This is a genomic window from Streptomyces sp. NPDC053076 (assembly GCF_044546845.1).
GTDB lineage: Bacteria > Actinomycetota > Actinomycetes > Streptomycetales > Streptomycetaceae > Streptomyces.
Genome location: NZ_JBITZL010000009.1, coordinates 237,254 through 255,422 on the forward strand (window position 1 = coordinate 237,254; position 18,169 = coordinate 255,422).

Sequence of the window (18,169 nt, forward strand, 5' to 3'; positions counted from 1 at the left end):
CATGGCCGAATCCCCCGGCACCACGTCCGACCCCACACAGGAGCGCGAGACCGAGCAGCCCACCGAGATCAGGAGCCTGCCGCTGTTCGGCGCGTGCGGCTGCGGCTCGGGCTGCGGCTGCGGGTGCCAGTCGGGCAACCCCTGCCAGTGCGGCTGAACGCCACCCCGGGGCCGGTGCGAACACGGTTCGCACCGGCCCTTCGCCGTACCGGATGCCCATCCATCCCGCCGGGCGCAGCATGGACATGGGGGAAGACGTGCGGGAAGGAGCTGTGGCCATGGCCAAGTTCATGGACGTCCACCGCGGTATGCAGGGCATCACGGCCGACCAGCTGATGGAGGCGCACCAGGCCGACCTCGCCATCGAGCGGGACGAGTCCGTGCACTTCGAGCACGCCTGGGCGGACCCGGAGTCCGGCATCGTCTACTGCCTGTCCGAGGCGCCCTCGGCGGAGGCCGTCCAGCGCGTCCACGAACGGGCGGGGCACCGGGCGGACGAGGTGCATCCGGTGTCGCTGGAGGCGTGAGGCGCCGGACCCGCGGGCAGGGCGTGGCCAGGCACCGGTCGGGGCGTTCCCCGGCGTACGGCAGGGGTCGGGTCGTGCCCCGGCGTACGGGACGGGTTGGGTGTCCCGGCGTACGGGAGCCGGCGGGGCGTGTCGTCCGGAGCCGCTGCTGTCAGCGTCCGGTATCGCCGCCGTACGCCTCCGGCCGGAAGCTCAGCCGGTGGGCCAGGACCTCCCGGGCCAGCTGACTGACCGTGCGGCCGTCGGCGTACGCGCGGCCCCGCAACCGGTCCAGGGCCTGTTCGGGGTCCACGTCCAGCTGCACCATCACCATGCCGACCGCCTGGTAGACCTCGGTGTGGTCGGCCTCGGAGGCCGCCACCCAGGACGCCACCCTGTCCTCCGTGTCCGCGTCGGTGTCCTCTCCGCTGCCGCCGTGCGCGGCTCGGTCGGCGGACTGGAAATCCATCAGCGCGAAGGTGACCGCGTCCCGCACGAACAGCGCGGTCCGCAGGTCCAGGTCCGCGAGCCCGCCCACCCGGTCGCTGTACAGGTCGAGGGTGCCGACGGCGGCGCCGCCGGGGCCGAGCGGCAGCGAGAACACCGCGCGGACCCCCAGGCCGACCGCCTCGTGCGCGAAGATCGGCCAGCGACGGGCGGCGGGGCCCTGCGTCAGGTCGGCGGCGAGGACGGGGGCGCCCTCGTCCAGCGCGCTCTGGCAGGGGCCGTCACCCACGGTGTACTGAAGTTCCGCCATCCGGGCGGCGACCCGGTCACTGGCACACCAGGTCACGCGGACGCCCTTGCCGCCGGAGATCGACACCGAGGCCGCGGTGACCGGCAGCAGTCGCACACACGCGGCGCACAGCGCGCCCGGTACCGCACGGGGCTCCTCGGCTCCCCGCGCGGCGGCGGCCAGGGTCTCGCTGACCCGCGTTCGGGCCTCGGCCTCGGCCTCGGACGGCAGTCCCGACGACCCGGATCCCTCGGGCGGCATGGAGATCACCCCCGGTGCGGCAGACGCTCGGCCGGGATGCTCCGCCGGCATCCCGCCGGCATCCGAGTTCCCAGGGCGCGGAAAGTATCTGCGCGTTTTCCGCGGCCTCCGGCGTCAGCAGGCCGGAGGGGACGGAAGCCGGAATCGCTCAGCGGACGGCCACCGCTCGATCACCGGACGCAGCCCCGACCGGGACGCCGCTGACCGGTGAGCGGGGTGGGCACTCGCCGCCGTACCGGACGGCTTCATCGGCCCGGGCCGAGCACCTCGTCGACGCTGCGCGGCTCTGTGCGCGGTTGCTGGTTGAGCTTGTGGCGATGGATGGACGAGTGCCGGTAGACCTCTTTGCGGGCCCGCATGATGTTACCGAGGGGCGCGTGCTCGGCGGTCACCCGCCAGGGCGTGAAGGACAGCGCGTCCATCTTCTCCAGGTTCTCCGGGCTGGAGATGTCCTGCTGTGGCAGCCGCAGCCGGGCCACGGTGACCGGTGGCGAGAGCTTTTCGGGCCACTCCACGGTGGTGTCCTCCACCGGCATGCGCTCCAGGTCGGTGCAGAGCTGGACCTGGATGTCGAAGGCGTAGGGCCGCTCCTGCAGTTCACCTTCCAGGGCCGGCCGGAAGACCTCCGCCGCCGAGGCCGGGTCGATGACGCGCCGGACCACCGAGGCGGCGGATCGTGGATCGGGGGTGAAGCGCACCTTGGCGATGTAGTCCCCGTGCCTGACCGCGCCCATGGTCCAGTAGCTGGACAGCAGCACGTTCGCCGGCGGGGTCTTCGCCAGACGCAGGAAGGCCAGGAACTCGTCCCACGCCCAGTTGTCCTGGTCCAGCGTTCCCTTTCCGGTCACGAACTCGGTGAAGAAGCGGTGTGCGCCGGGTCGGCCCTGGGAGAAGTAGGCCGGTGCGTTCAGGAAGAGTTCCTGGATGAACAGGTAGTGCTCGACCGTGTTGCAGAAGAAGATCGGTCCGTTGATGTTGGCGTAGTCGAACGTGCCCGTGTCCGGTTCGTCCTCCAGCAGGGTGGGGCCGGGGATGTCGAACATCTTCAGCGCCAGTCCGGTGGCGGCGCCCAGTCGCGCGTCGGCTCCGGCGTGCGGCGAGCCGTTGGAGAAGCGGATGAGCGCATCGTGAATGCCCGGAGTCGCGTAGATGCCCTGGGCGTACTCGGGGGGCAGCCCGTCCAGGATCTCCACTTCACCCCTGACCAGCCCGTAGCCCTTGGCGTGGGCGTCGCGCAGGGCCCGTCCGGTGCCGCCGCCCTCGACCGACTCGGCGATGTAGTTCTCGGTCTTCTCGATCACCGTCTGCACGTTCTTCTCGAAGTCCGGGTCCTCGACCTCGACGTCAGGCGTGTAGGGGACGAACTGTGCTGCCATGACTTCGACCTCTCCTCCGAGAGCGTGAAACGGGCCTCGGAGAGCGTGAAACGGACCTCCTCGGCGGCCGGATCTCCCCTCAGTCCTCCAGTTCGGCGAGCCAGCGCAGGGCACGCAGACCCGGCACGAAGCAGTACTCGCCACCGCGGGTGACCACGAAGCTGGGCAGGTCCTGAAGGCGACGGCGGACCGGCTTGGCCGGGATGGTGACGCTGCCGGTCCCGCCGTGGTGCCCCGCCACCGGGTCCTTCTCGCCGGGGTAGCCGATGAAGTTGCCGTCGTTGACCCACTCGGCCTTGATGAACTCGAACTGCCGCTCCAGGTGGGCCCCGAGGAAGACTCCGACCAGGCCCCGGTCGGCACCGTCGTCCTCCAGCACACCCTCGGGCAGCGGCGGGCCGTAGGTGGTGCCGCGGCGGATGAGGCGGTGCATCCGCGCGTCGCCGATGATGGTGGCATCGCGGGGGTTGGTACGCCGGATGTGCGCACCGGCGGGACACCGGTACCCGCGGTCGTCGTTCTCCCGGTACTGGAAGTTGTTGACGCGGTGCGGATCGGCCGCCAGCTCCGGATCATCGTGCTCCGGCGCCAGCGCCAGCGGTGCCCCGCTGGGCCAGCGCCCGATCATCTTCGCCGCCAGGAGTGCCTCCTCCTCGGCGCCGGCACTGTTCGCGCGCAGGTACCGCCGCCAGGCCGCGACGTCGGTACGGACCTTGCGAACGGCCGCGTACGTTCCGTTGCGTCCCAGCACATCAGGACGGGGCATGGGGGGCAGATTGCCGGTCTCGTCGGGGTAGCCGAGGATGAACTCGCCGGCCTTCAGGGGCGGTTCCTGGGGGTTGGAGCAGGGCAGGCCGACGCCCTCGATGTTCGGGTGGCTGATGCCGTCGCGGAAGCCGAGGGTGGTGCGCCCGGTCGGGAGCTGGTGGACGTCCTGCTGCCAGATCACCTGGACACCGGGCGTCTCCTCGCAGGCGACACGGGCCCGCTCCAGCTCCTCGTTCAGTTGTGCCGCGTCGGAGGAGAGTGCGCTCAACGCGATGTGGACGTCGCCCGTTCCGAACGGTGCTTCCCAGTGGTCCGGCGCGCTCTCGCCCACGTCACCGATGCGCTCCGCCCGGGCGGCCATGCCCTCACGAAACGCCTGCGGAAAGCTGTCCAGCGACTCCTGAGGCACTCCCAGGGCCTTCAGTCCCTGGTACGTGAACGCCACGGCCACCCAGGCATCCTGGGTCAGGTCCACGTCGGGCAGACCACCCGAGGCCAACGGGAGCAGCCGCCGCACCAGCTCCCGGCCGGCCCGACGGTCGTCGACGCGCAGGAAGACGTACTTCCCCTGGTAGGGCACGGGTCGCGGCCGCAGTGCCCCGCTCTGGATGTCGTCGATCTCGATGCGCACGTCGGCCGCACTGCCGCTGTCCACCGCGTTCATGATCGTTCATGCCTCCACGTCGGTTACCGCCTGAGCAGCGCCGCAACGGCCGGCTCGCACCCACCGTCGCGGTCCACCGATGTCGGTCGGCTCTGCGGGTGGCCCGCGGGTGGCCGCGTCCGGGTTCTAGGCCGAGGCTTCTTCCAGCAGCTTCTGGAAGGCGGGCGTGGCCACCAGCTCCGCGTTGGCCGGATTGTCCAGTGCCGCCCGGAACTCGGGGGTGTCCAGTACCTGCTGGAACGCCTCGTCCACGCGCTGGTCCTTCCATATCTGCTGGACCGTCAGGTCGGGGTAGGCGCTGACGAAGACCCGCGCGGGCTCCTGGTGGGCGACGAACCAGTCCTTCACGCCCGGATCCTTGACGCCGGGGAACCCTTCGCTGTGCGAGAAGACCTTGTCGAAGCGCTCTCCGACCACCGTCTGGGCGAAGTCGTCGATGTAGGCGTCCCAGGAGCCGTCGAAGACGCTGGCGAACATGAACCGGGTGTCGTTGTCGAAGATCACGTGCCGTGCGTCGTGCAGCGTGCCGATCTGGCGCACCGCCTCATGGACCCTCTCGTTGTTCGTGGCGTCGCCGAGCATGGTGAGATCTTCACGCAGCGCATCGGCCTCACCCGGCTTGATCTTGGTGAAGACGGTGAACTCGTGGGACACCCCGTCCGACTTGCCCGGACGCTCGGGGTGAGCTGATTGAGTCGCACCTGTCGTCGCAGTCATCGTGAGATTTCTCCTGCCACGGATCAGTGCGAGGGTCGCCAGGCGCCTCCGTATGGGGCGCCATCGCCCTCACCACTCAATCCTGACCGGGGACGTGCTGCCACGCATCTCGGCCCCCGGACCTCGGGGCGACCGGGGTGAACGCCCGGGAATTCAGCGCACCGTGGAGCCCGGCCCCACCACGTCGCATCGCCCCGCACCAGGGCCGATCACGTACTGTGCCGCTTCCGCCGGCCTGAGCGGCTCCCGAGGACAGATCCAGTCAGGCGCAGGAAGATGGAAGCTGCGACGTACCGAGTACGTCGTCGTCATCCTTCTCGGGCTGGCCATGAGTGCGGCCCTCTCGTGCAACGGCGTCCGCGCGGCCGAGAAGACGAGAAGACAGCGGCGCAGCCGAACGCACCGACAACCCGTTGCGCCAACGAGGCGGCCGGCGTACCGGCTTGCGCCAACCCCTTTTCCCCCGGATGCAGAGGCAACCATGGGCAAAGTCCTCGGTGACATATTGGGCTTCGCGGCCGCCGTGGCCATCAGCCCGCTCCCGATCATCGCCGTCATCCTCATCCTCGCCACGCCCCGCGGACGCCTCAACGGAGTCCTCTTCACCGTCGGCTGGCTGCTGGGGCTCTCGGCACTGGGCGCGGTGATGCTGGCGATCTCCTCCCCCGCGGGTGCCACCACTCACAACCACCCGGCCACCTGGGTGGGAGCGCTCAAGCTCGCTCTGGGTGTGCTCCTGGTCGCCTTCGGTGCCCGGCAGTGGCACCGGCGTCCGAAGGATCCCTCGCAGGCGCAGCTGCCGAAGTGGATGAGCGCCATCGACCGCCTCACGCCGGTCAAGATCTTCGGTCTCGGAGTGGCCCTGGCCGCACTCAACGCCAAGAACGCCCCGCTGACCATCGCCGCGGGCGCCGCGATCGGCTCAGCCGGACTGCCGGTCGGGCAGCAGATCGGGTCCCTGGCGATCTTCGTCGTGATCGCCACCCTCGGTCTGCTCACGCCACTGGGGGTCTTCCTGCTCGGCGGAGAGCGAGCCAGGAACACGCTCGGCAACTGGAAGGACTGGGCAGCCCAGCACAACGTCGCGGTGATGGCGGTCCTGTTCTTCGTGCTCGGACTGAAGCTGCTCGGAGACGGCGTCTCGATCCTCACCTCCTGACAGCGGCACCCGGTCGAGCAGACTCGCGGGGGTCGACGGAGCGTCAATTTCCGAGCCAACTGAAGGCCGGCTTCCGCCGGTTGAGAACGGCAGCCCCGCCGCGGCAAGGCCGTGGCCGCCGTCTTCGGCAGCGCAACGCCCGGTGCCTGAGACGGCAGCTCACGGTCTCAGGACAGCACCAAGCCCTCCACCAGCGGACAACTCGCAGGTGGAGGGCTTGATCAGTAGGGCTTACTTCTTCTTGCCCTGGGTCTTGCCGGGGATCTCGGCGACCTGCGTTTTCGCTGCTCAGAGGCGGTGGGCATGTGCGCCTGGTGGTCGTCCTTGGTCGTCATTGGCCACTGCCGAGCGGCCTCGGACGGCCCTGAGACGGCCCAGCTTCGGCGCGCTCGGCTGACGGCCAGCACCCTCGATGCGCCCTGTCTGAACCTCAGCCGATCGTCGTGCAGGCTGGTCGATTTGTGGGGACGGTGGGGTCAGGAAGGCTTGACCGCCGAGACCGGGGTGACGGTCACCTTGTTGTCGCACTCGGCCCACACCCCTTCGTTCAGGGCGACCTGGTGCTTCCCGGAGTGCGGCAGCCCGATGACCATCGTCGGATAGGTCACCGGGTCCTTGCCCGACACGCAGTAGCCGTCGGCCTCCCCCTGGACCTGGACGAAGGTCAGCTTCACCCACGCCTTGCCGTGCGGCCGGACCGTCACGGTGGCCGCCCTGCCGGTGGGGGTGACCTTGAGCGGGGTGTTGTGGGCGGGGGAGCCGTTGCCGGCGCCCGCGACCGTCGGATGGCCCTTCAGGACGCACGTCTTCCGGGAGACGTTGGTGAACTGCACGACCGCCGCCCCGGTCCCGGTCCCGACGGGCCGGTGGACGGCCTCCCAGGCGCTGACCTGGAGGGCGGAGGCCGGGCAGGCGGGCGGCGGGGTGGAGGTGGTGGTGCTCGCCGCCATGGCGGTGCCGGGCAGGATGCCGGTCACCGCCGCCGCGACGGCCGTGACCGCCGTCGTCGCCAGAGCCGCCCTGCGAATGCCGTTGCTGTGACGCATGCTGTCGTCCCCCTGAGTCGTCTCGTCCGCGGGTTTCGGTCGTCGGTTGTGCCCCGCGGTACGCGTGGTCGTGGTACGTGAGTGCAGACAGGGCGGGAGAGCGGCAGGGTTCCGTGCGGCGACTACTTGTGACGGAACGGTGACGACACGACCACTCCGCCGCGCGCGAGCACGGCATGCACGCCCTGCGGCACTTCTACGCGTCGGTGCTGCCGGACGCGGGCGAGAGCATCAAGGCCGTCACCGAGTACCTCGGGCACTCCGACCCGGGACTCACGTTGAAGGTGTACGCACACCTCATGCCGAGCAGCCGCGTCCGTCCCGGAAGGCTCTCCGCCAGGCACTCCGGCCGGCGCAGGACCCTCCGCGCTGAGGTCCCACTGGGGCCCAGGCCGTGAAAATGCCCCCGCCTCGCGCCGTATGCGCAGGTCGGGGGCATGATCATGCAGGCTACTTCTTCTTGCCCTGGTTCTTGACCGCCTCGATCGCGGCTGCCGCCGCCTCGGGGTCGAGGTACTTGCCGCCGGGGGTGAGCGGCTTGAAGTCGGCGTCCAGCTCGTAGTAGAGGGGGATGCCCGTCGGGATGTTCAGGCCCGCGATGTCGGCGTCGGAGATGCCGTCGAGGTGCTTGACCAGGGCGCGCAGGCTGTTGCCGTGGGCGGCGACCAGGACCGTGCGGCCGGCCAGCAGGTCGGGGACGATGCCGTCGTACCAGTACGGGAGCATGCGGACGACGACGTCCTTGAGGCACTCGGTGTCCGGGCGCAGCTCCGGCGGGATCGTCGCGTAGCGCGCGTCGTGGGCCTGGGAGAACTCGGAGTCGTCCGGCAGCGGCGGGGGCGGGGTGTCGTACGAGCGGCGCCAGAGCATGAACTGCTCCTCGCCGAACTCGGCGAGCGTCGCCGCCTTGTCCTTGCCCTGGAGAGCGCCGTAGTGGCGCTCGTTCAGACGCCAGGAGCGGTGCACCGGGATCCAGTGCCGGTCAGCGGACTCCAGGGCCAGCTGAGCCGTGCGGATCGCGCGCTTCTGGAGGGACGTGTGCACCACGTCCGGGAGGAGGTCGGCGTCCTTCAGGAGCTCGCCGCCGCGGACTGCCTCCTTCTCGCCCTTCTCGTTCAGGTTCACGTCCACCCAACCGGTGAACAGGTTCTTCGCGTTCCACTCGCTCTCGCCGTGACGGAGGAGGATCAGCTTGTACGGTGCGTCGGCCATGGCCTTGAGCCTACCTAAGGGGCCTGAGAGCCGCCCCGCGCGTGTGGGCCCTGACACACCGGGCCGCATAAGCCCTGTTGGCTGGTCGGCCCCTCACCAAAATCGGGTTAACTCGTGTACAACCTTTCAGAACATTCATCTGTCTGGTAATCGCCAGAGGGTTCAGGCAGCAGGAAGAGGAGCACAGAACGTGACCGTGCGTTCCTTTGCGCGGCGGATACGACCGCGAGTCGAGCGGAAGGCCGCCGAGCGGGTGTGGCAGCTGCGTACCATGCGGCGACGCCGGAAGGCGGCGGTCACGGATCCGGTGCTGCGCCCGGTGGCCGTGCGTGGCCAGCGGTTCTACGGCCGTGTCGTGGACCGGTTCACCGCGGCCGAGGCAGCCGCGTCCAACCTGGACATCGTGGTCGCCGCGCTGGAGCAGGAGGGCATTTCGTACTTCCTGGTCCCGCCGTCCCGGACCCGCTACACGGTCGGTGTGAACATCGTCGACCGTGAGCGTTTCCTCACCGCCCTGGAGGCGCGGAACGCGGGTACGGCCGTGTTCATCGGCCGCCCCCTGCCCGGCGGTCAGCTCAAGCACCCCGCGCTGTTCCTGGACGGCCTGCTGCCCGCCCAGCTGCGCACGGCCCCGGTGCTGCGCGTCGGCGAGAACCTGCTCGGCCCCGCCGGCCAGCTGCTCGCCGGGCCCGAGCTGGCCTGCGACATCGAGTTCTGGGAGGACGGCGCGGCGCTGCTCGCCTCCGCCGACGGCCCCCGGCGGCTGGCCAAGGTACAGCCGCAGGCGTCGGAGGACGTCTTCGCGGAGTCGCTGATCACCCCCCGTAACAACGGGGTGACGGACGTGCTGCCGGCGAGCGAGCAGAAGCCCGCCACCGTGCGGGTCGGCGACCGCGAGCTGCCGAGCTTCCTCCCGCTCACCCTGCCGACCGTGAACCAGGTCACCTTCCCCGTCGACATCGTCTACACGTGGGTCGACGGCGAGGAGCCGGCGATGCGGGCCAAGCGGGCCCGCTACCAGGAGAACGGCATCGCCGAGATCCTGGACAAGGAGACCAACGCCTCCCGCTACACCAGCCACGACGAGCTGAAGTACTCGCTGCGCTCGCTCGCGATGTACGCCGACTTCGTGCGGCACATCTACATCGTGACCGACGGCCAGAAGCCGCACTGGCTCGACGACAGCGCCCCGGGGATCACGGTCGTCGACCACCGTGACATCTTCCCGGCGGACGTGCTGCCCGTGTTCAACTCGCACGCGATCGAGACCCGGCTGCACCACATACCGGGCCTGTCCGAGCACTACCTGTACTTCAACGACGACGTGTTCGTCGGCCGCCGGGTCACCCCGGAGCACTTCTTCTTCGGCAGCGGTCTGATGAAGGTGCCGGTGTCCCCGCTCAAGATCGGCATCGGCAAGCCGCACGCCGAGGAGACGGCGACCAACTCCGCCAGCAAGAACGTCCGGGGGCTGCTGCTGGAGAAGTTCGGGCGGATGACGACGAACAACTTCATGCACACCCCGCTGCCGCAGCAGCGCGGGGCGCTCCAGGCGCTGGAGGAGCTGTTCCCCGAGGACGTCCGCCGCACCACCGCGTCCCGGTTCCGCTCGCCGCAGGACATCGCCATGACGGCCCCGCTGCTGTACCAGTACGCGCTGATGACCGGCCGTGGCGTGCCCGGCAAGTTCAGCTTCCGGTACGTGAACATCAGCCGGCCGGACGCCGAGCGGCGCCTGGCGGACCTGCGCCGCAACCGCCGCTTCGACTTCTTCTGCCTCAACGACGTCGACGTGCCGCCGGAGGAGCGGGAGCAGGTCAGCGTCCGGATGCACGAGTTCCTGGAGAACTACTTCCCCTTCCCGAGCCCCTTCGAGAAGCAGGACCCCACCTCCGGTTCCTCCGAGTCGCAGAACTGACGGGCCCGGTCATGGCCATCGACATCCGGCACAGGTTCGCGGCGACGCCGCCCGGTCTGCGGGCCGCCCGTGGCCTCCTGGTGGGCCTGCGGCTGTGGCTGGCGGCCCGGCTCTGGGCGCTGCGCGTGGCCCCGGCCCGTCGCCGGCTGCGCGCCGCCGTCCCGGGGCTGCGCCGCGTCGGCCACGGACCGGTGCGGCTGTACGGGCGTACGGTCACCGGGTACACCGCCGCGGATGCCGCCGCCGCCGACCTCGAGCAGGTGTGCGCGGTGCTGGAGGCGGCCGGCGTCCCGTACTTCCTGGTCCCCGCCGAGCGGGGGCCCGGGGTACCGCGGCCGGTGGTCGGCGTGGAGGAGTCGTACCGGGGCGCGGTCCTCGCCCGGGCCCGGCAGGACCTCGCCCGCAGTGCCGGGTACGTCGGTGCGGTGGGCGCGGACGGTGCCGTGACGCGGGCGGTGCTGTGGGCCGACGGGAGGCTGCCGCGGGCGCTGCGCGGGGCGCCGGTCCTGCGGACCGGTGTGGTGCGGCTGGGGCCCGCGGGGCAGGTGCTCGGCGGCCTGGAGACGGGCTGCGACATCGAGTTCTGGCGGTACGGCCGGGACCTGGGCGCGGAACCCGCGTACCTCACCGTGCCCGGCACCCGGCTCCAGGACGACTTCGGTCCGGCGCTGGTCGCTCCGCGCCGCAACGCCGTCTCCGAGGTGCTCCCGGCGACGGCCTGGCAGCCGGCCGCGGTGCCGGGAGAGCCGTCATCGGTGGCCGGAGAGTCGGTCGTGGTGGCCGGAGAGCCGGTCGTGGTGGCCGTGGCGGGGGAACCCGCCGCGGTGGCGGGTGAGCGTCCGGACACGGCGCCAGAGCAGCAGCCGGTCACGTCGGCCGAGCAGCGGCCGGCGACGTTCGCGGGGCCCCGGCGCGGTGTGCCGACCTTCGCGGCGTTCGCCGAGCCCGGTATCGACCAGGTGTGCTTCCCCGTCGACGCCGTGTACACCTGGGTCGACGGGGACGACCCGGTGCTGGCCGCGAAGCGCCGTGCCCATCAGGCGGCCTCCGACAACGTCATCGCCCCGCGCGAGACCGGCGCCTCCCGCTACACCAGCCACGACGAGCTGAAGTACGCGCTGCGGTCGCTGGAGATGTACGCCGGATTCGTCCGGCACGTCTACCTCGTGACCGATTCCCAGACACCGGCCTGGCTGGATCCGGACGTGGCGGGCCTGACCGTGATCGACCACCGGGACATCCTCCCGAAGGACGCGCTGCCCGTCTTCAACTCGCACGCGATCGAGAGCCGGCTGCACCACATACCGGGCCTGTCCGAGCACTACCTCTACTTCAACGACGACGTCTTCATCAACCGCCCGGTGCGCGCCGAGCACTTCTTCCACGGCAGCGGCATAGCCCGCATCCCGCTGTCCCCGCTCAAGCTCGGGGTCGGCGCCCCGCACCCGCTGGAGCCGGCGCCGAACTCCGCCGGGAAGAACACCCGCGAGGTGATCCGGCGCTTCCACGGCAGGTACATCACGCACAAGTCGCTGCACACCCCGCACCCGCAACTGCTGTCGGTCATGCGGGAGATGGAGGGCATCGGCATCGAGGAGCTGGAGCGGACGTCGTACTCCCGCTTCCGGTCCACCGCCGACGTCGCTCCGGCGTCGACGCTGCACCACCACTGGGCGATCGCGACGGGCCGTGCCGTGCCGGCCGACTACAGCTTCCGGTACGTGCAGCTGGGCACGCCGGACATGCGGCGGCGGCTGGCGCGGCTCGCGGCCGGCGAGGACGTGGACTTCTTCTGCCTCAACGACGTGGACACCGACCCGAAGGACCGGGCACCGGCCCAGGCGGCCATCCACGCCTTCCTGGAGCGGAGGTTCCCGTTCCAGAGCCGCTTCGAGCGGGTGCCGCCGACCGCCTCGTACCCGGCCGAGCCGCGCGAGGTGTCCCGGCGACGGCCGGCCGCACGTCGCGTGGGGCGGCCCAGGAGGCAGGCACGGCCGGCCGGGCTGGAGGAGGCGCAGCGGGTCGATTGACGCGACCCGCTAATTGACTGGCGGCGCGGAGACCGCCGTTTGTAAGTTGTGGCTGCCGCTTGAGCCGCTTACAGACGTGGGGGATCGTCGATGTCACCAGCCCGTGTGAGAAGTGCCGTCCGGGAGTCCGTCTCCGGACTCCCCCGGGAGTTCTGGTGGCTGTGGACCAGCACCCTCGTCAACCGGCTGGGTGCCTTCGTGGCCACGTTCATGGCCCTCTACCTCACGCTCGACCGCGGCTACTCCGCCTCGTACGCCGGGCTCGTCGCCTCCCTGCACGGGCTCGGCGGGGTCGTCTCCTCGCTGGGCGCCGGGGTGATGGCCGACCGGCTCGGCAGGCGGCCCACCCTGCTCATCGCCCAGACCGCCACCGCCGGCTCCGTCGCCCTGCTGGGGTTCATGACCACCCCGGTCGCCATCGCCGCCGTCGCCTTCGTCGTCGGCATGGCCTCCAACGCCTCCCGGCCGGCCGTGCAGGCGATGATGGCCGACATCGTCCGCCCCGAGGACCGGGTGCGCGCCTTCTCGCTCAACTACTGGGCCATCAACCTGGGCTTCGCCGTCTCTTCCGCGGCCGCCGGGTTCATCGCCGAGTTCAGCTATCTCGCCGGGTTCCTGATCGAGGCCGGGATGACCCTGGCCTGCGCGCTCGTCGTCTTCGCCAAGCTGCCGGAGTCCCGGCCCACGGCCACGGCCCGGCAGGCGGAGGGGGACGTCAGGCTGGGCACGGTGCTGCGGGACAGGCGGTACATGGCCGTCGTCGGACTGTCCTTCCTGGCCGCCCTGGTCTTCCAGCAGGGCTCGGTCGGGCTGCCGGTGGCCATGGGGCGGGCCGGGTTCTCCCCCGCCGACTACGGCCTGGCCATCGCCGTCAACGGCATCCTGATCGTCGCGCTCCAGCTCCCCGTCACCCGCTTCATCGAGCACCGCGACCCGCGCACGCTGCTGGTCGCCTCCTCGCTCCTGGCCGGGTACGGCTTCGGACTGACCGCGTTCGCCGGGTCGGTCGGTGTCTTCATGCTGACCGTGTGCGTGTGGACCCTGGCCGAGATCGTCAACGCCCCGATCCAGACCGGCCTCGTCGTCCGCCTCTCCCCCGTGCACGGCCGCGGGCGCTACCAGGGCATGTACACCCTGTCCTGGTCCGTCGCCGCCCTGGTCGCCCCGCTGATGTCGGGCACGGTCATCGACCGCCTCGGCGCGGAGTGGCTGTGGGGGATGTGCGCGGCGGTCGGCACGGCGGCCGCGGTCGGCTACGGCCTCCTCATGCGGCGCCTGCCCCCGGAGCACCCCGCCCCGGCGCCGGTGCCGGCGGACACGGGGGTGGAGGTCCGTACCGCCTGAACGGCACGGGAGCGGCGGCCCGGACCGCTTGAACGGCACGGGAGCGGCGGTCCGTACCGCCCGGGGGGGCAGCGTCACCCGGGCGGCAGTGATCCAGCTCACTCCCGGCCGTGTCACATCCGGCCGCGCCTGTCCGTCAGAGAGGTGCAAGCAGCCGCACCCACCCAGGAGCAGGTCATGGACGCTCGCCTCAACCTCTTCGCCAGCCCCGTCGTCGGCAAGGTCTTCAAGCACTTCAACGCGGCGGGCAAGGCCATCGCCGATTCCCCGCTGCCGGCCGCCACCCAGGAGCTGGTCAAGCTCCGGGCCAGCCAGATCAACGGCTGCGGGTTCTGCACCGACATGCACACCAAGGACGCCGTCGCGGCCGGTGAGACGGCCACGCGGCTGCACCTGGTCGCGGCCTGGCGCGAGGCCACCGTCTTCACCGACGCCGAGCGGGCCGCCCTGGAGCTGGCCGAGCAGGGCACCCGCATCGCCGACGCGGCCGGCGGGGTCACGGACGAGGCGTGGGCGAACGCCGCCAAGCACTACGACGAGGAGCAACTCGCCGCCCTGGTGGGCATCATCGCCCTGATCAACGCCTACAACCGGGTGAACGTCATGGTCCAGCAGCCCGCGGGCGACTACGTGCCCGGCATGTTCGGCTGAGGAAGGACAGCGGCGCTCACGGGTGCAGCCGGACGCGCGGATGCACCCCGGCGCCGGACGCACCCCGACTCACGGACGCACCCCGGCGCCGGACGCACCCGGACTCACGGGTCAGCCGGACTCACGGATGCATCCGCGCGCCCTTCAGCACCTTGTCCACGCCGTTCCGGGGGCCGTACACCGCCAGCCCCACCAGGTCCAGGTCGGCCGTCGGGACGGCCCGGACCGCCGCGCGGTTGTCGCGGTCGTTGCCCGTGGCGAACAGGTCCGACGTGAACACCGCACACGGCAGGGCGCGGGTCAGTGCCCTGCCGTGGGCCGCCTTCAGGGTCTCCTTCGTGCCCTCGAAGACCAGCACCGGCTGCCGGAACATCGGCTGGTAGGAGACGCCGTCCGCGTCCTCGTACCGCTCCCCGATCACCTCGGGGACCGTCGTACCCAGGCCGCTGACCAGGAACGCGGTGACGTTCAGGCGCTGCCAGGACTCCAGGTCCGCACGCAGCAGTACGGCGATCTTGGTGTCGAAGCGGACGGGTTCCGTGCTCATGGGCGCGCTCACCGACTCGTGCAGGGGCTCGTTCATGGACTGAGACTGCCGGTCGGCGTGCGGTGGCGTCTTGTACGTTCTTTGCATGGCCACCGGGCAGGAAGTCACCGCGTGGCGTCCCCGGGTCCCGGGCGTCACCGAGGTCTTTCACGCCCGCTTCACCGAGTACGCCTATCCGATGCACGTCCACGACGCCTGGACGCTGCTCATCGTGGACGACGGGGCCGTACGGTACGACCTGGACCGGCACGAGCACGGCACCCCGCACGACACCGTGTCCCTGCTGCCACCGCACGTTCCGCACAACGGCTCGCCGGCCACTCCCGGCGGCTTCCGGAAACGGGTCGTCTACCTGGACGGCAGCCGGCTCGGGGACGAGCTGATCGGCCCGGCCGTGGACACGCCCGATCTGCGCGATCCCCTGCTCCGGCTGCGCGTCGGCCGGCTGCACGCCGCCCTCGCCCGGCCCGGTGACGAACTGGAGGCGGAGAGCAGGCTCACCCTCGTCGCGGAGCGGCTGCGCGGGCATCTGCGGCGCCGCACCGGTCCACCGCGCCGGTCCCAGGACCCGGTCGTCGCCCGGGAGCTGCGGGAGTTGCTGGACACGCGGGTCGTCGAAGGGGTGGCGCTGGAGGAGGCCGCCGCCCTGCTGCACGCCCATCCGGCGCATCTGGTCCGGGCGTTCAGCGGGGCGTACGGCATAGCCCCGCATCAGTACCTCATGTCACGGCGGGTCGGCCGCGCCCGGCGGCTGCTCCTGGACGGGGTGCCCCCGGGCGAGGTGGCGTCGCTGACCGGGTTCTACGACCAGGCCCATCTCACCCGGCACTTCAAGAAACTGGTCGGGGTCACCCCGGGGCGCTACCGGAGCAGGGCCCGCTGAGCTTCGTGGAGGTTGCGCGGGCGCACGGCGTCCGTGGTGCCGTACAGCTCCAGGCGGGAGTGCAGGTCGCCGGTGAAGTCGGGGACGTCGATCTGGTCGAACTCCCGGACCTCGTTCAGTCCCACCGTCGCCGAGTACGGGGCGAGACCGTCGATCCTCATCAGTCCGGCCCGGCCGTTGGTGACCCGGATGTTCCAGTGGGTGAAGCGTGCGCCGAACAGCGGTCCGGCGCTGGCGTCCCCGCCGTGCCGGCCGTCGTTGTTCACCGTGATGTCGGTGCGGACGTCGGCGAAGGGCAGACCCCGGTGGCTGTCGAAGGTGCCCATCCGCATGTCGCCGCGCGACCAGACGTTGTAGGAGGACAGGCCCTCGACGTTGATGCCGTGCAGCTGGGTGCCCGCGGGTGCGGGGACCGTGCGCTCCTCGATGGTGAAGTCCTCGATCAGGTTGTCGTGGGAGCCCTCGCGGCAGAAGTACGGGTGATGCGAGCCGCGACCGGCGACCCGGGTGCGGCGCAGGGTGCAGGCGGAGGCGGCGACCAGGCCGAAGCCGTTGTCGACGTGGCGGACCGTGACGTCGTCCACCCAGCAGTCGTAGGCGCACTGCAGGACGACGCCGTTGTAGCCCTTGTCGAGCAGGTGGGGCGACTGCGGGGTCTCGACCGCCTCCAGGGTCAGGCCCTCGACGCCCGACCCGGTCAACTCCCCCGCGTGCGTGGTCAGCCGGGGGTCCCATGCCGGGCGGAGGTCCAGCGGGAGGGGGCGTTCCAAGGTGACGCGGCGGCCGTGGACGCGGGTGACGCGGACGGGCCATTCGTAGGGGACGTAGGACGTCAGTTTCGTCTTGTCGTCCCAGACGTACGACGCCGGACCGGGGCCGCCGCCCGCCATGTGCTGGAGGAGGGTGTGGGCGGGGTCGTCGGCGAGGCGGAGCAGGACGAGCCGGCCCGGGCGCAGCGCGGAGGCGTCGGCGACCGTGACCGTCCATGAGCCCTGCCTGGCCGGTGCGACGGTCGTCAGGGTGGTCCACTCGTCCCGCCGGTTGCCGGTCCAGCCCTCGAAGGGCCAGGCCCGGGCCTTGATGGCGGCGGTCAGGGAGTCGTAGCGGGCGCGCGGGGCCAGCCAGAGGAGGCCGCCCGCCCAGGACCAGGAGGACTTGTCGCCGCCGTAGCGGGAGCCGTAGGCGCCGATCAGCTCGGTGAGGTTCTTCGTCGCGTACAGCGTCGTACGGCCGCTGCCGGCACCGCGCAGGACCACGTTCGAGTCGCCGATGCGGATGACGTCGTCGATCCGGAAGGTGCCGGGCGGGATGGTGACCGTGCCACCGCCGGCCCTTCCGGCTGCGGCGATGGCACGGTTGATGGCGGGGGCGCAGTCCGTGGTGCCGTCGGGTACGGCGCCGTACTCGGTGACGTCGGCGACGGTCCGGGGCCGGGTGAAGCGGGTGGCTCCGCCCCGGTAGCCCGCCCGGCCGATGTAGGGGATCTGCGGGTGGGTGAGCGGGGTGCGGGTGAACTCCCGCCAGAGGCTCGGCGGTCGCGCTGCCCGGGCGGTGCCGGTCGCGGCGCCCAGCGCCACCGCGGTCGCGCCCGCGAGCAGGGCCCGTCTGGGGAGGTGCGCGTTGCTCATGTCCACCCGCCTCAATTCATGGATGTGAATGCGGTTCAGGAGTGCGTTGGCGGTGAGCATGCCATCAGCGGGCCTCGGCGGGGAAGAGTCGCGCGGAAGTCCTCCGTCCGGTGATCGCGACGGGTTAGCGTCCCCGCCATGGATGACCTACAGAAAGCACAGGAAGCGCAGACTCCTCGCGATCCATCCATCAAGTCCCGTCCCCTGCCGCTGAGACGGCTCACGACCGCCGTCGCGGGTGCCGTGGCCCTGGTCGGCCTGAGCGTCGGGGTGGCCCTGGCGGCGACGTCGGGCGACGACTCCCGCCCCCGGCACGGGGTCACGAGCACCGTCCCGCCGGACGGGGACTCCGCGGGCACCGACGACGGGGGCACCGTCGGCGTGAACGGCAGCGACGGCGGGACCGACGACGGGGGCACCACCATCGGCGGGGGCTCCACCGGCAGCGGCGGGACCGACGGCGACGGCTCCACCGTCGGCGGGGGCTCCGCCGGCAGCGGTGGCACTGACGGCGACGGCACCGGAGGCACCGGGCCGAGCCCGGCGCCCACCTCTTCCGGCGATCTGGCCGAGCTGAACCGGCGCATCACGGAACTCGACAAGAAGGTCGATCAGCTGCCGACCAAGAAGGAACTGGCCGACGCCCTCAGGGCCTTCGCCGACGCACTCGACAAGAGCGGCGGCAGCGCGCAGCCCGAGCCGGACCCCTCCTGACCGTCCCGC

17 protein-coding genes and 1 pseudogene are annotated in these 18,169 nt (G+C 71.2%); 10 read left to right on the forward strand and 8 right to left on the reverse strand.

All coding sequences use genetic code 11. The features are described 5' to 3' along the window. The first annotated feature begins 1 nt into the window (after window position 1). Entirely contained in the window at window positions 2-157 is a 156-nt protein-coding gene (locus ACIGYR_RS31945) for a hypothetical protein (protein WP_399605927.1), read from the forward strand. A gap of 121 nt (window positions 158-278) precedes the next feature. Continuing rightward, on the forward strand, window positions 279-527 hold the full coding sequence (locus ACIGYR_RS31950; protein ID WP_391846480.1) for an SCO4226 family nickel-binding protein: 249 nt from the start codon (window positions 279-281) through the stop codon (window positions 525-527). A 151-nt stretch (window positions 528-678) separates the two neighbouring features. On the opposite strand, the gene ACIGYR_RS31955 is transcribed toward ACIGYR_RS31950, so the two are convergent. From ACIGYR_RS31955 to ACIGYR_RS31970, 4 genes are all read right to left on the reverse strand, one after another. Next, window positions 679-1,503 (reverse strand): GAF and ANTAR domain-containing protein, encoded by an 825-nt coding sequence (locus ACIGYR_RS31955; protein WP_399605924.1) that lies wholly within the window; start codon window positions 1,501-1,503, stop codon window positions 679-681. A gap of 245 nt (window positions 1,504-1,748) precedes the next feature. Beyond that, on the reverse strand, window positions 1,749-2,879 hold the full coding sequence (locus ACIGYR_RS31960) for a catalase family protein (protein WP_399605921.1): 1,131 nt from the start codon (window positions 2,877-2,879) through the stop codon (window positions 1,749-1,751). A gap of 79 nt (window positions 2,880-2,958) precedes the next feature. Further along, the gene (locus ACIGYR_RS31965) at window positions 2,959-4,311 is read right to left on the reverse strand and encodes a Dyp-type peroxidase (RefSeq protein WP_399605918.1); all 1,353 of its coding nucleotides are present in this window, start codon (window positions 4,309-4,311) and stop codon (window positions 2,959-2,961) included. A gap of 126 nt (window positions 4,312-4,437) precedes the next feature. Further along, a complete protein-coding gene (locus ACIGYR_RS31970) occupies window positions 4,438-5,028 on the reverse strand; it encodes a hypothetical protein (protein ID WP_399605916.1) in 591 nt (196 codons plus the stop codon). A gap of 481 nt (window positions 5,029-5,509) precedes the next feature. On the opposite strand from ACIGYR_RS31970, the gene ACIGYR_RS31975 reads away from it, so the two are divergent. Continuing rightward, complete coding sequence (locus tag ACIGYR_RS31975) at window positions 5,510-6,187, forward strand: GAP family protein (RefSeq protein WP_399605913.1); 678 nt, start codon at window positions 5,510-5,512, stop codon at window positions 6,185-6,187. 476 nt (window positions 6,188-6,663) lie between these two features. Here the strand turns inward: ACIGYR_RS31975 and ACIGYR_RS31980 are convergent, their stop codons facing one another. After that, complete coding sequence (locus ACIGYR_RS31980) at window positions 6,664-7,233, reverse strand: DUF4232 domain-containing protein (RefSeq protein WP_399605911.1); 570 nt, start codon at window positions 7,231-7,233, stop codon at window positions 6,664-6,666. A gap of 149 nt (window positions 7,234-7,382) precedes the next feature. On the opposite strand from ACIGYR_RS31980, the pseudogene ACIGYR_RS31985 reads away from it, so the two are divergent. Beyond that, a pseudogene (locus ACIGYR_RS31985) lies at window positions 7,383-7,606 on the forward strand (tyrosine-type recombinase/integrase); the annotation flags it as partial. Between the two features lie 77 nt (window positions 7,607-7,683). Here the strand turns inward: ACIGYR_RS31985 and ACIGYR_RS31990 are convergent. Beyond that, on the reverse strand, window positions 7,684-8,445 hold the full coding sequence (locus tag ACIGYR_RS31990; RefSeq protein WP_391846467.1) for a phosphoglyceromutase: 762 nt from the start codon (window positions 8,443-8,445) through the stop codon (window positions 7,684-7,686). Window positions 8,446-8,635: 190 nt separating this feature from the next. Between ACIGYR_RS31990 and ACIGYR_RS31995 the strand changes: the two genes are divergently transcribed. The 4 genes from ACIGYR_RS31995 to ACIGYR_RS32010 all read left to right on the forward strand — a co-directional run bounded on the left by ACIGYR_RS31995 (window position 8,636) and on the right by ACIGYR_RS32010 (window position 14,388). Next, entirely contained in the window at window positions 8,636-10,363 is a 1,728-nt protein-coding gene (locus ACIGYR_RS31995) for a stealth family protein (RefSeq protein WP_399605909.1), read from the forward strand. A gap of 11 nt (window positions 10,364-10,374) precedes the next feature. Beyond that, the gene (locus ACIGYR_RS32000; protein ID WP_399605907.1) at window positions 10,375-12,393 is read left to right on the forward strand and encodes a stealth family protein; all 2,019 of its coding nucleotides are present in this window, start codon (window positions 10,375-10,377) and stop codon (window positions 12,391-12,393) included. A 90-nt stretch (window positions 12,394-12,483) separates the two neighbouring features. Then, window positions 12,484-13,737, forward strand: a complete 1,254-nt coding sequence (locus tag ACIGYR_RS32005; RefSeq protein ID WP_399605905.1) for an MDR family MFS transporter — start codon at window positions 12,484-12,486, stop codon at window positions 13,735-13,737. A gap of 177 nt (window positions 13,738-13,914) precedes the next feature. Next, entirely contained in the window at window positions 13,915-14,388 is a 474-nt protein-coding gene (locus ACIGYR_RS32010; protein ID WP_391846460.1) for a carboxymuconolactone decarboxylase family protein, read from the forward strand. A 121-nt stretch (window positions 14,389-14,509) separates the two neighbouring features. On the opposite strand, the gene ACIGYR_RS32015 is transcribed toward ACIGYR_RS32010, so the two are convergent. Further along, window positions 14,510-14,971, reverse strand: coding sequence for a DUF2000 family protein (locus tag ACIGYR_RS32015; RefSeq protein ID WP_399605902.1), 462 nt, complete (start codon window positions 14,969-14,971; stop codon window positions 14,510-14,512). Window positions 14,972-15,020: 49 nt separating this feature from the next. On the opposite strand from ACIGYR_RS32015, the gene ACIGYR_RS32020 reads away from it, so the two are divergent. Then, window positions 15,021-15,818: an AraC family transcriptional regulator gene (locus ACIGYR_RS32020; RefSeq protein WP_399605899.1), complete on the forward strand. Its 798-nt coding sequence runs from the start codon at window positions 15,021-15,023 to the stop codon at window positions 15,816-15,818. Here the strand turns inward: ACIGYR_RS32020 and ACIGYR_RS32025 are convergent. Further along, the gene (locus tag ACIGYR_RS32025; protein ID WP_399605897.1) at window positions 15,797-17,446 is read right to left on the reverse strand and encodes a glycosyl hydrolase family 28-related protein; all 1,650 of its coding nucleotides are present in this window, start codon (window positions 17,444-17,446) and stop codon (window positions 15,797-15,799) included. The two genes, ACIGYR_RS32020 and ACIGYR_RS32025, sit on opposite strands and share 22 nt — an antisense overlap. A 138-nt stretch (window positions 17,447-17,584) precedes the next feature. On the opposite strand from ACIGYR_RS32025, the gene ACIGYR_RS32030 reads away from it, so the two are divergent. Next, window positions 17,585-18,160: a hypothetical protein gene (locus ACIGYR_RS32030; protein WP_399605894.1), complete on the forward strand. Its 576-nt coding sequence runs from the start codon at window positions 17,585-17,587 to the stop codon at window positions 18,158-18,160. The last annotated feature ends 9 nt before the right edge of the window (window positions 18,161-18,169 follow it).